This is a genomic window from Massilia sp. 2TAF26 (genome assembly GCF_052115005.1).
Taxonomy (GTDB): Bacteria; Pseudomonadota; Gammaproteobacteria; order Burkholderiales; family Burkholderiaceae_D; genus Telluria.
The window spans coordinates 251,931-264,734 of the sequence record NZ_JBFRFV010000006.1; the positions used below are offsets into that span (position 1 = coordinate 251,931).

Here is a 12,804-nt window from a genome sequence, read left to right on the forward strand (position 1 = left end):
GCACCAGTCCGCTGGAAGTTTCCATGTGGAATGATTATACTCGGCCGCGCAGATTCTACCTGGTGCGCATAAGCTCCGCCCCCCATCCCCAGTCGCTCCCCGAACGGAACCACAACATGAATGCGCCGGCCCCGATTGCCCTTGCCGCCAATGCGCAGTTGCGCATCGACGATGCCCTCGAAGAGCTGAAACGTTCGCGCGAGCGCATGGACGCCATGCTGGAGAACATCGGCGACGCCTTCTTCGCTGTCGACCGCGACTGGCGCATCATCTACGCCAACCGCAAGGCCGCCAGTTTCGTCGACATCGAAATCGGCGATGCCCTCGGCCTGCCCCTGCTGGAAGTGGCGCCCGCGCTCGAAGGCAGTTCGCTGATGGACTGCTACCGCCAGGCGATGGCCAGCGGGCAGCCCGGCATCGTCGAAGCCTGCTGGGGGCCGACCGGCGAGTGGGTCGAGGCGCGCGCCTACCCGACCCCGGACGGCCTGTCGGTCTACTTCCACAACATCACCGAAAAGCGCCGCGCCACCGAAGCGGTACGCAAGAGCGAGCAACGTTTCCGCAACCTGTTCCAGCAGGCCGGCGACAGCATCCTGATCACCGACCGCGAGCTGCGCATCATCGCCGCCAACGGGCGCGCCTGCGCCCACTTCGGCTACCGCGAGGACGAGATGATCGGCCTCTCGGCGCGCGCGATCGACAGCGGCTTCACTTACGGCCCGCACCTGCTGGACAGCCTGCGCCAGGGCCGGACCCACCTGCTGCGCATCACCAAGCGGCGCAAGGACGGCAGCACCTTCCCGGCCGAGGTGCACGTATCGCGCTTCGAGGACGGCGACCAGGAATTCTTCCAGGCGATCATCCGCGACCTGACCGAACGCGAGGAAGCCGAACGCCAGCTGCGCGACAGCGAACAGCGCTTCCGCGAAGTGATCGAAATGACGCCGGCCGGTTATGTGGTGGCGAATGCCGAAGGCCGCATCCTGGACGTCAACCCGGCCCTGTGCGCGCTCTCGGGCTACCCGCGAGAGACCCTGGTCGGCTCGCGCCTGGCGCGCCTGTTCGAAACCTTTCCCTGGGACGAGTTCGAACCCGGCCAGCAGGGCCATGCGACCGTGCAGGGCTTCGACGCCGTGCTGCGCCATGCCGCCGGCCACACATTGCACGTGCTGCTGAACGGCAGCACGCGCTGCGATGCCGACGGCCGCCTCGAGTCCATCACCGGCCTGCTGACCGACATCACCGGCCGCAAGCAGGCCGAGAGCCGCCTGCAGGAACTGGCCACCCACGACACCCTGACCGGCCTGCCGAACCGCGCCCTGCTGCACGACCGCCTGCAACACATGCTCGCGAACTGCGCGCCCGGCCAGGCGGTGGCCGTGATGTTCCTCGACCTCGACCGCTTCAAGGAAGTCAACGACTCCTTCGGCCACGACCACGGCGACGTGCTGCTGTGCGAAGTCGCCGCCCGGCTGCGCAGGATTCTGCGCCCGGCCGACATGGTGGCGCGCCTGGGCGGCGACGAATTCGTGGTGGTGGCCGCCTGCACCGGCGGCGCGGCCGATGCCGGCCGCGCCGCCGCGCGCATCGCCGCCAAGCTGCTGGAGGCGCTGACCCTGCCGGTGGCGGTCGGGAGCCAGGACGTGGTGGTCGGTGCCTCGATCGGCATCAGCATGTACCCGCGCGACGCCGCCACCCGCGAGCTGCTGTTCCAGACCGCCGACACCGCGATGTACCGTGCCAAGGCCGAGGGCCGCAACCGCTACCGATTCTTCGAGCCTGAGATGACGGTGGCGGCGCGCGCCCGCATGGCGCTCGAACTGTCGCTGCGGCCGGCGCTGGCGCGCGAGGAGTTCGAGCTGCACTACCAGCCGCGCGTCGACCTGCGCAGCATGGCGGTAGTCGGCATGGAGGCGCTGATCCGCTGGCGCCATCCGCAGCAGGGCATGGTGCCGCCGCAGCAGTTCATCGGCATCGCCGAAGAGACTGGGCTCATCAATCCGATCGGACGCTGGGTACTGCGCGAAGCCTGCCGCCAGACGCGCCGCCTGGTCGACGAGTTCGACAGGCCGATCCGCGTGTCGGTGAACGTCTCGGCACGCCAGCTGGCCCAGCCGGGCTTCGTGGCCGAAGTGCGCGAAGCGCTGGCCGACGCCGGCCTGGCGCCGTCGAGCCTGGAACTGGAGCTGACCGAGAGCGCCCTGATCGAAGACCTGCAACGCACCGCCGCCATGCTGGCCGAGCTGCAGGCGCTCGGCGTCAAGCTGGCGGTCGACGATTTCGGTACCGGCTATTCCGGCCTGGCCTACCTGCGCCGCCTGCCGATCGACGTGCTCAAGCTGGACCGCTCCTTCGTGCTGCAGGACGACGGCCGCATCAGCGCCTTCGATTTCGTGAAGGCCTTCGTCGACATGGCCCACGCGCTGCAGATGTCGGTGGTGGCGGAAGGCGTGGAGACCGCCGAGGTGCTGGACTTCCTGCGCGCGGCGTCCTGCGACGAGGCCCAGGGCTATCTGCTCGGCCGTCCGCTGCCGCTGGCGGATCTGCGCGCCTTGTTGCAGGGCTGATCAGGCCGCGCCGGGCGGCTGTTCCAGCGCATCCGCCACCAGCAGCGCCAGCCGGCCTTCCAGCGCCTCGAAGCGCAGCGGCAATGCCAGCTGGCAGACCTCGCCGTCGACCGCCACCTTGACGCGGCGGCGCCCGGACATCAGCGGCGCGCGCACCGTCATGCCGCGGAAGGCGAAGGCCCGCACGTCCTCGGCCTGGCCGAGCCGTCCCAGCGCACCGCGCAGCACCAGCGCCAGCATGCGCAGCCGTCCCACCGGGCGCGGGGCGATCGCCGCCAGCCGCCCTTCCTCCACTGCGTGGTCGAGCGGCTGCATGCCGACCTGTTCCATCTGCAGGCGGTTGTTCCCGACGAACAGGGTCGGGGTCCTCAGGCGCTGCGTATGCCCGTCCAGATCGATCGCGATACGCAGGTTGCGGTGCCGTCCCAATACCGTCTTCAGCGCCGACAGCAGGGCCACGACGCGGCTGCGCCCGAACTGGTGCTTGTCGTGCTCGCGCTCCTCGAGCAGGCGCGGATACAGGCCGACGCTGGCGTTCACCAGGAAGCTGCGGCCGTTGACCAGGCCCACCTGCACATGGCGCACCCGCGCGCGCAGCAGCGCATGCACCGCCTCGCGCAGGTCTTCGGGAATGCCGTGGGTGCGGCCGAAGTAGTTGAAAGTGCCCTGCGGCAGGACGCCGAACACGCAGCCGCGGCACACCGCCTCGTGCGCTACCGCGTTGAGAGTGCCGTCGCCGCCGGCCGCCACCAGGACGCCGCCTTCGCGCGCGGCCCGCTCCGCCACCGCGGCGGCGATTTCCGGCAGGCGGGAGCCGTCCTTCACGACCTCCAGCTCGCAGCGCCGGCCGGCCCGTTCGATCACCTCGCGGATGGTGGCGCAGCGCAGGCCGGTGTCGGTGCGGCCCGAACCGGCATTCAGCACGATATGAAACGGCGCATCGGGCCGGGGATCCTGCATGACCATCGTGAAACTGTCCTCCTGCTCGCTGGCGTCTTTACAGGATAGCAGTTGCTGACGAAGGGCCGATTACGCTTGCCGCGCAGGCTGTCGCCAATTCTGCGACGCGGCGCGCCCACCCCGGGAGTTATAATAGTGACATGAGAAGCAGCAAGGAAAAAAGCGCCGAAAACAGGGCTTCCCTGGTCCGGGCCGCCAGCAAGCTCATTCGCGAGCGCGGCATCGACGGTGTCGGCGTGGCGGAGATCAGCAAGGAGGCCGGCCTGACCCATGGGGCACTGTACGCACACTTCCGTTCGAAAGAAGAACTGGCGATGGCCGCCCTGTCGTTCGGCCTCGAGCAGACCCGCGTGCGCCTCGAGGAACACGGGCGCGACGGCATGCCGGGCCTGGCGCGTTTCGTCGACCATTTCCTGTCGGCCGACTGCCGCGACGACTACGCCGGCGCCTGCCCGATCTCGGCCTCGGCCAGCGAGATCGGCCGCCAGGACCGCGCCATCAGCCTGCGGTTTTCGGCGGGTTACCTGGACATGGTGCGCACCTTCGAGCGCGAGCTCGAAGCCGCCCAGCCCGGCAACGACGCGCATGGCCGCGCGCTGACCCTGGTGGCGACCCTGGTGGGCGCCCAGGCCGTGGCGCGCGGCGCCGCCAAGGGCGACCCGGCGCTGTCGGAACGGGTGCTGAGCGCGGCCCGTAAAGTGATCGGCGAGAGCATCGTGGCGCCGGCGGACAGCCCGGCGCGCTGAGGCCCCGCGGACGCCCGGTGGGGGCTTATTTTGTGACCGCGAGCTGGGTGCGGTGACCGCCCTTGAAGGTGTACAGGGTGATGGTGCCGTCGCGGATGTCCCCGTGCGGATCGAAGGCGATATGGCCGGTCACGCCCTTGTAACGGATCTTCGCCAGTTCCGGCAGGTATTTCGCCGGCGCCGAGGAACCGGCCTTGTTCATCGCCTCGGCCAGCAGCATGGTCGCATCATAGGAATACGGTGCGATGATCTGGACGTCGATGCCGAAGCGCTTGCGATAAGCAGCGCGGAAGTTTTCCATGCCGGCCTTGCCCGATTCTTCCACGCCGCCGGCTTCCGCACACACCACCTGGCCGTCGGCCATGGTGCCGCCGGACAGCTTGTGCATCTCGTCCGAGCAGATGCCGTCGCCGCCCATCATCTTGACGTTCAGGCCGAGCTGCTTCATCTGGCGCAGCATCGGACCGGCCACCGCGTTCATCCCGCCGAAGAACACCAGGTCCGGATTGCTGGCGCGGATGCGGGTCAGGATCGCCGAGAAGTCGGTCGCCTTGTCGTTGGTGAACTCCTTCGCCACCACGTTCACGCCCTGCTGGCGCAAGCCGTTGACGAACTCGGTGACCAGGCCCTGGCCGTAGGCGGTGCGGTCGTCGATCACGGCGACGCGCTTGGCGGCCATGTTCTTGACCGCGTAGCGGCCCAGCGCGCGGCCGAGCTGGATGTCGTTGGCGACCACGCGGAAGGTGGTGTTGAAGCCCTGGCGCGTGTAGGCCGGATTGGTCGAGGAGGCGGTGATCTGCGGGATGCCGGCATCGAAGTAGATCTTCGAGGCCGGGATGGTGGTGCCCGAGGTCTCGTGGCCGATCACGCCGTTGACCTTGGCATCGGCGAGCTTCTGGGCCGCCGCCGTCGCCTGCTTCGGTTCGCCGGCGTCGTCCTCGGCCACCAGCTGCCACTTGACCTTGCGTCCGCCTATCGTTGCGCCGCGTGCATTAAGCGCGTCGATCGCCATGCGGACGCCGTTTTCGCTATCCTTGCCGAAGTGGGCCACCGGTCCTGTCATCGCGGCCACGTGGCCGATGCGAACGACTTCCTGGGCCGGTGCCAGGCCTGCGGCCGTCAGGGCAGCCAGGGCAAACGCGTACTTCTTCATTCCATCCTCGTATATACAGGTGATTCTTTATATCAAAAACGATATGTTACAGCGGAAAGCCATAACTAACAACTGTTGACAAGCCATGTCGAAACTTTCATTGTCCCTTCCGCTGCCGCCGATGTCCGCGGCGACCCTGCTGCGCGCGCTGTTCAAGCGGCCGGCGCCCTCCTCCGCCGCGACGGCGGCGCCGACCCGCTACCGGCTCGACCGCATCGAGGAGGCCAGCGTGGCCCGCTACCGCGCCGCCCTCGGTTTCGAAGGCACCCACATCCCGCTCACCTGGTACTACCTGCCGGCCCAGCGCGCCCACCTGGCGACCATGCTGGGCGCCTCCTTCCCCTTCCGCGTGGTCGGCGCCATCCACGTCGACAATGCGCTGGAAGCCGGGAGGACGCCGGCGCCCGGCCGCCCGCTGGAACTGCTGACCGAGGTGAAGGTCGAACCGCCGGCCGCCAACGGCGCCGTGCACGCCCTGCTGGACACCCGCGCGATCCAGGACGGCGAACTGGTGTTTATCTGCCGCAGCAACTACCTGGTGGTGCGCGGCACACGCGCGGGCCACCACCACCGCCCCGCCGCACCGGAAGCGCCGAAGCCGGCGCCGATCGCCGGCTGGCAGCTGTCCGCCACCAGCGGACGCGAGTATGCCTCGGTGTCGGGCGACTGGAACCCGATTCACCTCTGGCCCTGGACCGCGCGGCTGATGGGCCTGAAGGCGCCGATCATCCAGGGCATGCACACCCTGGCCCGCAGCTGCGCCGAACTGGAGCGCGCCGGCGGGCGCCGCGTGCTCCGGCTGGACGGCCGCTTCCGCGCGCCGATCGAACTCGGCGCCCGGGTGGCGCTGGCGGCCGAGCTCGAAGGCGGCCGCTACACGGTCGAGAGCGGCGGACGCCTGGCCGTCGAGGGCGGATTTGCATTTGATTCAGGTCAAACTATACTGGATGCATATCCACCATCCTGAATGAACCAGCCAACTGGGACATTCATGGAGGGAAAGCCATGTATAAGCGCATCCTGATCCCGAGCGACGGTTCCGAAGCCTCCGAACGCGCGATCCTGGCCGGCGTCGATTTCGCCCGCGAAGTCGGGGCCGAGGTCGTGGGGCTGACCGTGACGCCGCCCTTCCGCGTCGTCACCGCCGACAGCGGCATGCTGGAAGACAYGCCCCAGCAGTTCGATGCCGCCAGCAGCGCCCGCGCCCGCCGCATCCTGGCCGTCATCGAGGACGCCGCGCGCAATGCCGGCGTGCCTTGCCGCAGCGAACACGCGGTCGAGGACGATCCCTGGGCCGCCATCATCGGCGCCGCCCGGCGCCTGGGCTGCGACCTGATCGTGATGGCCTCGCACGGACGCCATGGGTTGAAGGGTCTGCTGCTGGGCAGCGAGACCCAGAAGGTGCTGGTGCACGGCACGATCCCGGTGCTGGTCCACCGCTGACAGGGGTACCATCATGTACCAACGCATCCTCGTTCCCACCGACGGCACCGAATTGTGCAGCGGTGCCCTCGCCGCCGCCCTCGAACTGGCGGCGCTCGGCGGCGGTTCCATCCTCGGCCTGCATGCCGGGCCGCCCGCACGGCTGGAGCCCCTGGCCGACGAAGACCCGGTGCGCGCCGCCTGGCTCAAGGAACGCGAACGCAACGGCGCCGACGCCCTGGCCTGGATCGCGCGCCGCGCCGCCGAAGCCGGCATCCCCTGCGAGACCCTGCTGCTGCCCTATGAAAGCCCGGCCGCGGCCATCGTCGACACCGCGCGCGACCGCCATTGCGACCTGATCGTGATGGCCTCCCACGGGCGCGGCGGCCTGCGCGCGCGGCTGCTGGGCAGCGAGACCTGGAAGGTGCTGAGTATCTGCGCGATTCCGGTGCTGGTGGTGCGCGGGCCTTCCAACGGAGGATCCTAGTCGAGACCCAGCCAGCGGCGGTAGGAGGCGTAGTGATGCACCACGAAGCCGCCAAAGGAGCGCATGCCGCCCACGCTGCGCGAGGTCGCCGCCAGCTCGCGCTCCAGGTCGGGCTCGCCCAGGTGATTGAACGACACCTTCTTCAACTCGTTCGGCATGGTTTCGATGCCGATCAGGACCGGGCGGCCAATGGTCTCGCCATACGCCAGCTCGTCCATCGCATGGCTGACCAGGCCGTCGCCGCCGTCCGCATGGTCGCGGTAATCCATCAGCGCCACGTAGTCGTAGATGTCCTGCACGTGCTGGTTGACCGGCTTGCGCCTGCCATGCCAGTCGAGCTGGATGCCGTCCAGCCAGAACGGGATGGCGGGGCCGATCGGCAGCGCCTGGCCCGACTGGGCCTTCACCCGCATCAGGGTATCCGACATGTCGAGGAAGTTGGCCAGCAACTCCATCTTGCGGGTCGACCACTCGGCGAGGATATGAGGTTCGATGTCGAGGTTGATGCCGTCGAAGCGTTCTTCGGGGGCCGCAGCCTTGTTATAGTCGAGCACGCGCTGGAGCATGGCGACGGCCTCCTCGCGGTGGCGCGGCAGCACATAGCGCTCGGTGTTCAGGTAGCCCGAACCCAGCAGGGCGTAGACCTTCAGGCCGGACCCGTGCAGGCGGCGCAGCAGGCGGCGGTAGCGCTCCGGTTGCGAAACGATCAGGTTGCGGCCGCGCCAGGCGTCGGCGTACAGGTAGACGGTGCCGATCGATTTCGTCTTCAGGAAGGCGATGCCCTGGGCAGCCATGCCCTCGCTCTCGAGCATGGCGTAGGACTCGCCTTCCCAGGTCCAGATCGCCCGCGGGCCGGCCGTCTCTGCGGCATGCGCACTGCCGGCGACGAGCGCAGCCAGCAGCGCGGTACGCAGCATTTGCCTCACAGCGGCATCTCCACGTGGTACTGGCCGATGCCGATCGAGCGCCCGGTCTCGGGATGCGAAGGAATCACGGACACGAAATAGGTCCCCTGCGGCAGCTTGCCCAGCCTGGCCGGCAGCGCAATCTTCAGAGTGGCGCCCGCTTCCATGGTCCGCGGCGCGCCGGCGACTTCGACGACTTCGAGTCCGCCGGCAGTGCTGATCACCAGCAGCGGCACGAAGGCGCGCGAGGCCGTGGTCGACTCGTTGTGCAGGGTCGCCTCGACCATCGCCGCCCCGTCGGGTCCCGGCGCCGCCGCGCGGCGCACATTGGAGACGCCCACACCGCCGCCCTCGGCCGCCAGCGCCACGCTGCGCAGATTGCGGCTGGTGGCGCCATAGGCTGCCAGCGCGTCGACGGCATCCGGCGGCGCCAGCTCGGGAGAGCGGCCGGCCACGGCGTTCGCCTGCAGGAAGGACTGGAACTGGGCCCGTGCCACCGATAACGCCTTGCCTTCCGGCGCGCGGTCGGTCCGCATGCCGTCGGCCAGCGCATACAGCCGGCCTTGCGCCAGGTAGACGGTGCCGGACACGAAGTCGCTCAGCTCGGTCTTGGTCTGCTTGAGCGGGACCACGTGCAGGTTGCGGAAAGCCGCCTCGGTATCCAGGCCGGTGCCGAGCCAGGTCACGGCCGGCGGCGATTTCAGGCCGTGATTGTTCGAGAGGTAGGCCAGCAGCGAGGGCGCGATGTCGAACTGGGAACTGACCGACTTGATGGCGCGCGGCTGCTTCAGCAGCGGCGAGTAGACGATCAGCGGTACGTGGTAGCGCTCGATGCGGGTGTCCATCGGCAGCTCGGGCAGGCGGTGGTCGCCGGTGATCACGAAGATGGTGTTCTCATAGCCCGGCAGCTTCTTCGCGCCGTCGAAGTAGCGGCGCAGCGCGTCGTCCGTGTAGAGGACGCTGGCGAAGATCTCGCGCTGGGCCGCATAGCCCGGGTTAGCGTTCGGCGCGATGCCCAGCTGGGCCAGGCGCTGCCCCACCTTCTCCATGTAGCGCGGTTTGTCCGGGAAGGTGAAGGGGTCGTGCATGCTGGTGGTCTGGATGATCGTCAGCGACGGCGCCTGCGTCTCCTTTGCCGCAATGCTTTCCCTGCGCAGGGTCATGTCGACCAGCTCGCCGTCGGCATAGCCCCAGTCGTTGCTGCGCTGGGCCGGCGGGCCGTAATCGCGCTCGCTGACGAACTGCTCGACACCTTCCTGGCGCAGGAACCTGCCTTCGTTGTCGAAGTCGAGGTCGGACCCGCTGTAGAACCCCAGGCGGTAGCCCTGGGCCTTCAGCACGCTCAGGATGGACGCGTGGCGCGGCGCCTTGTCGCCGAGCGCGGCCAGGCCGTTCTCGCCGAAAGGCAGCGATCCGAACATCGTGGTCAGCACGCCGAAGGTGCGGCCCTGGCCGGACAGGAAGTTCTCGAAATACAGGCTGCGGCCGGCCAGTTCGTCGAGGAAGGGCGTGAAGCTGCCCAGGCGGGCGCCGGGACCGGAGAAATTGCGGCCCAGGCCTTCGACGATGATGAAGACCAGGTTCGGCGGCGTACCGGCGCGGCGTTCGAACAGCGGGCCGAGCGTGTCCGGCGTGCGCTCCGGATGCAGGAAGGGATAGCGCGCGTCCTTGTCGGCCCAGGGCAACTCGCCTGAGCGGTGTTCGACCGCTGTGCCGCCGCCGCTGCCCATCAGGTGGGCCAGGTTGCGGTCGGCAAAGTAGGCGGTCTTGTTCAGCAGGTAGTCGATGCTGGCTTCGCTCTGGGCGGCGGTGGGCGCGTAATGGTCGGGCAGGAAGGCGAAGGCCAGCAGGCTCGCGGCGCCGAAGATCAAGCTACTGCGCGCGTCCGCGCGCGGCCACCAGGGACGGCCGCAGGCCCGCAGCGCCAGCCACAGCACGGCCAGCGCGCATGCCAGAGCCGCCACCAGCGGCACATCGGCGCGCCAGCCGCCGCCGACCGTGGTCGCGACTTCGGCGCTGGTATAGCCGAACAGGTCGGCGCCCAGCGGCACTCCGGCAACCCAGTGGTATTGCAGCAGGCCGGCCTGGGCCACCAGCAGCAGCGACCAGCAGACGCCCAGCAGCGCCCTGCGCCAGCGCGGGGCCGGCACCAGCGCCAGCAGCGGCGCGCCCAGCACGAACAGGAAACCGTAACGGAGCAGCGACAGCAGATCGTTCGCCAGCGCCGGCCCGAACAGGATCGAGACTTTCATGTCGCCGCCGGCGGCATGCCAGCTCTCGGCCACGCGCAGGCAGAGCCAGGCCAGCACCAGGGCCGGCAGGCAGCTGAGCACTTCGCCAAGGGCGGCGCCCAGGGCGCGGGCGGCCGGGCCGCGGTGTTTCGACGGTGCGGCGGCCGGCTTGTCGGCCACTGCTACCATCGGCGGTACAGCGCGAAGGACAGGCCGCGCTCGTCGCCGCCGTTACCCGAGGCGGTATGCGAGAAGGTCGCGCCGATCTTGCCGCCCCATTGCGGGCTGAAGTAGCGCACCCAGGCAAGACCGCCGCCGCCCGAACGGGCGCGCCCGCCGACCAGGCTGAGGGGATCGTCGCTGCGGCCGCTGTTGACGCTCATTTCGAGGTAGTTGTCGGCGTCGCCGAGGTAGTACCAGCGTCCCAGCAGGCGCTCGCCGGTGCTGTGCGAACCCGACGACACGATGTCCTGGTGGCGCAGCTGGACGTAGAAATTGCCAAGGTATTTGGCGATGCTGGCGCCATAGATGTTGACGCGCGAATCGAATCCCAGCACGTCGTCGCTGAGCGAGGCCTCCCAGCCGCCGCCCAGGGCCTGCCAGACCTCGACGCGGCCGGAATTGGCCGGGAACAGGCGGCTGGCGGCCGAATGCTGGTAGCGCAGGTTGGCATAGGCGCCGCGCCACAGGCCGGTATAGGCATCCAGCGCCCAGGCGTAGTCATGCTCGCCGAAGCGGTGCGCGCGCAGGGTTTCGAAGGCGATCGAGCCGTTCGCCAGGTAGCGACGCACGCTGGCGGTCTGGTCGTTCCAGCGCGGGCCGTTGCCGACGTCGGTCCAGCTCGAGGCCAGGCTGGCGCCCCAGGCATAGCCGGCGGCGCTGGTGGCGTCCGGATTGCCGGCGGAGGGCACTGCGGGACGCGGCTGCAGGTCGGCCAGCAGGCCGTCGATCTCGCCGGCCTCGCCGCCGAGGGCGCGCGCGCGTTCGAGGTCGGCCTTCGCCTCGGCGGACTGGCCGAGGGCGCGCCGGGACCGCGCACGTGCGATATAGGCGGCCGGGTCGTTCGGGCGCAGGGCGACAAGCCGGTTCCAGGCTTCCAGCGCCTTCGCCGGCTGCTCGCTCCAGCGATAGGTATTGCCGAGCGCTTCCCACACGTCCGCATAATCGGGCGAGGCCTTCGCCGCCGCGCCGAGGTCGGCCTCGGCTTCGCTCCAGCGCCCCAGGCGGGCATACACGATGCCGCGGCCCAGCAGGACGTCGGGATTGCCCGGCGAACGGGTCAGCAGCGCCGAATAGGCGGCCAGCGCCAGCGCCGGCTGGCCGCCGTTGGCGAGGGCGCGCGCCCTGGCGTACTGGTCGTCGAAGGATGGGGCACTGGCTGGCTGAACCTGGGCGGGCGGATCGGAAGGAAGCTGGAAATCGATGGGCATGTAGGGAAAAGGCTGGGTGAAATCGGCGCGCGGGTTCGAGCCCCGCGCAGGCGAAACTGTGCCGGAGTCCCTGTATTGCGTCAAGGAAAGCGCCTGCCCTGTTCCCTATCTGTCGCGCAAAACCCTCAAAGCCTTTGCCGCTTCGTCATCGAAGCTGCAGGGCCGGCAAGCCTACTTCAGTCCGGGGCGGCTCAGGTCGACCGTAGGCCCGGACAGCATGAAGTGCCCGTCGCCGCGGTAATGCAGGGTCTCGGGGTAGCCCGGGGTCGACGCCACGCGCGCGGCCACCACTTCCCAGATGAAGAAGTTATAACGCTCGACCAGGCTGTCGTCGTGCAGCCGGCATTCGAACTGCGCGTGGCATTCGCGGATGGCGGGAGCGGCCACCAGCCGCGACGGCTGGGGCGTCAGGCCGAAAGCGTCGAACTTGTCGATGTCGGCGCCGCTGGTCGAGCCGATGCCCAGCACCGCTTCCGTCAACGCCGTCGTGGGCAGGTTGACCACGCATTCGCCGCTGCCGCGCACCAGCTCGAAACTGTGGTTGCTGGAAGCGATCACGCAGCCGACCAGCGAGGGCGAGAATTCCATGACCGTGTGCCAGCCCATGGTCATGATGTCGCGCCGGCCCTGCCAGGCGGAGGAGACCAGCACCACCGGGCCGGGTTCGAGATAGCGCCGCACCTGGTGCAGGGGCAGCTTGTGCTTGCGAGGGGTATCCATGCCTGCATGATGGCGCGGCGGCCGATGCCTGGGCGCACGGATGGGCAGGGACGGTCCCAGGCGCTACACTAGCGGGATGAGGTCCAATGCTTTCCTGTCACCCAACCGCCGCCTGCTCGTCCTGTGCGCGCTGTCGCTCGCCCTGCATGGCGCACTGCTGGAACTGGCGGCGCGGCGCATGCC

Annotated in this window: 11 protein-coding genes; 5 read left to right on the forward strand and 6 right to left on the reverse strand. The window is 69.1% G+C overall.

Features of this window, described 5'->3' with window-relative positions; genetic code table 11:
• Positions 1-116 precede the first annotated feature (116 nt).
• Positions 117-2,567 carry a sensor domain-containing protein gene (locus AB4Z32_RS09095; RefSeq protein WP_442121522.1) on the forward strand — a complete coding sequence of 817 codons (2,451 nt, stop codon included), beginning with the start codon at positions 117-119 and terminating at the stop codon, positions 2,565-2,567.
• Here the strand turns inward: AB4Z32_RS09095 and AB4Z32_RS09100 are convergent, their stop codons facing one another.
• Positions 2,568-3,533 (reverse strand): diacylglycerol/lipid kinase family protein, encoded by a 966-nt coding sequence (locus tag AB4Z32_RS09100; protein ID WP_442121523.1) that lies wholly within the window; start codon positions 3,531-3,533, stop codon positions 2,568-2,570.
• 134 nt (positions 3,534-3,667) lie between these two features.
• Between AB4Z32_RS09100 and AB4Z32_RS09105 the strand changes: the two genes are divergently transcribed.
• Positions 3,668-4,273 carry a TetR family transcriptional regulator gene (locus tag AB4Z32_RS09105; protein WP_442121524.1) on the forward strand — a complete coding sequence of 202 codons (606 nt, stop codon included), beginning with the start codon at positions 3,668-3,670 and terminating at the stop codon, positions 4,271-4,273.
• 25 nt (positions 4,274-4,298) lie between these two features.
• On the opposite strand, the gene AB4Z32_RS09110 is transcribed toward AB4Z32_RS09105, so the two are convergent.
• Positions 4,299-5,426, reverse strand: coding sequence for a branched-chain amino acid ABC transporter substrate-binding protein (locus AB4Z32_RS09110; RefSeq protein ID WP_442121525.1), 1,128 nt, complete (start codon positions 5,424-5,426; stop codon positions 4,299-4,301).
• 85 nt (positions 5,427-5,511) lie between these two features.
• Between AB4Z32_RS09110 and AB4Z32_RS09115 the strand changes: the two genes are divergently transcribed.
• The 3 genes from AB4Z32_RS09115 to AB4Z32_RS09125 are packed head-to-tail and all read left to right on the forward strand — an operon-like array spanning position 5,512 to position 7,335.
• Complete coding sequence (locus AB4Z32_RS09115) at positions 5,512-6,393, forward strand: MaoC/PaaZ C-terminal domain-containing protein (protein ID WP_442121526.1); 882 nt, start codon at positions 5,512-5,514, stop codon at positions 6,391-6,393.
• Positions 6,394-6,431: 38 nt separating this feature from the next.
• On the forward strand, positions 6,432-6,869 hold the full coding sequence (locus AB4Z32_RS09120; RefSeq protein ID WP_442121527.1) for a universal stress protein: 438 nt from the start codon (positions 6,432-6,434) through the stop codon (positions 6,867-6,869).
• 13 nt (positions 6,870-6,882) lie between these two features.
• Positions 6,883-7,335 (forward strand): universal stress protein, encoded by a 453-nt coding sequence (locus AB4Z32_RS09125; RefSeq protein ID WP_442121528.1) that lies wholly within the window; start codon positions 6,883-6,885, stop codon positions 7,333-7,335.
• Here the strand turns inward: AB4Z32_RS09125 and AB4Z32_RS09130 are convergent.
• The 4 genes from AB4Z32_RS09130 to AB4Z32_RS09145 all read right to left on the reverse strand — a co-directional run bounded on the left by AB4Z32_RS09130 (position 7,332) and on the right by AB4Z32_RS09145 (position 12,621).
• Positions 7,332-8,252 carry a hypothetical protein gene (locus AB4Z32_RS09130; RefSeq protein WP_442121539.1) on the reverse strand — a complete coding sequence of 307 codons (921 nt, stop codon included), beginning with the start codon at positions 8,250-8,252 and terminating at the stop codon, positions 7,332-7,334. The genes AB4Z32_RS09125 and AB4Z32_RS09130 overlap by 4 nt on opposite strands.
• A gap of 5 nt (positions 8,253-8,257) precedes the next feature.
• Complete coding sequence (locus tag AB4Z32_RS09135) at positions 8,258-10,660, reverse strand: LTA synthase family protein (RefSeq protein ID WP_442121529.1); 2,403 nt, start codon at positions 10,658-10,660, stop codon at positions 8,258-8,260.
• Positions 10,654-11,901: a YaiO family outer membrane beta-barrel protein gene (locus AB4Z32_RS09140; RefSeq protein WP_442121530.1), complete on the reverse strand. Its 1,248-nt coding sequence runs from the start codon at positions 11,899-11,901 to the stop codon at positions 10,654-10,656. The genes AB4Z32_RS09135 and AB4Z32_RS09140 overlap by 7 nt, the downstream gene beginning before the upstream one ends.
• A gap of 171 nt (positions 11,902-12,072) precedes the next feature.
• Entirely contained in the window at positions 12,073-12,621 is a 549-nt protein-coding gene (locus AB4Z32_RS09145) for a flavin reductase family protein (RefSeq protein ID WP_442121531.1), read from the reverse strand.
• Positions 12,622-12,804: the final 183 nt, after the last annotated feature.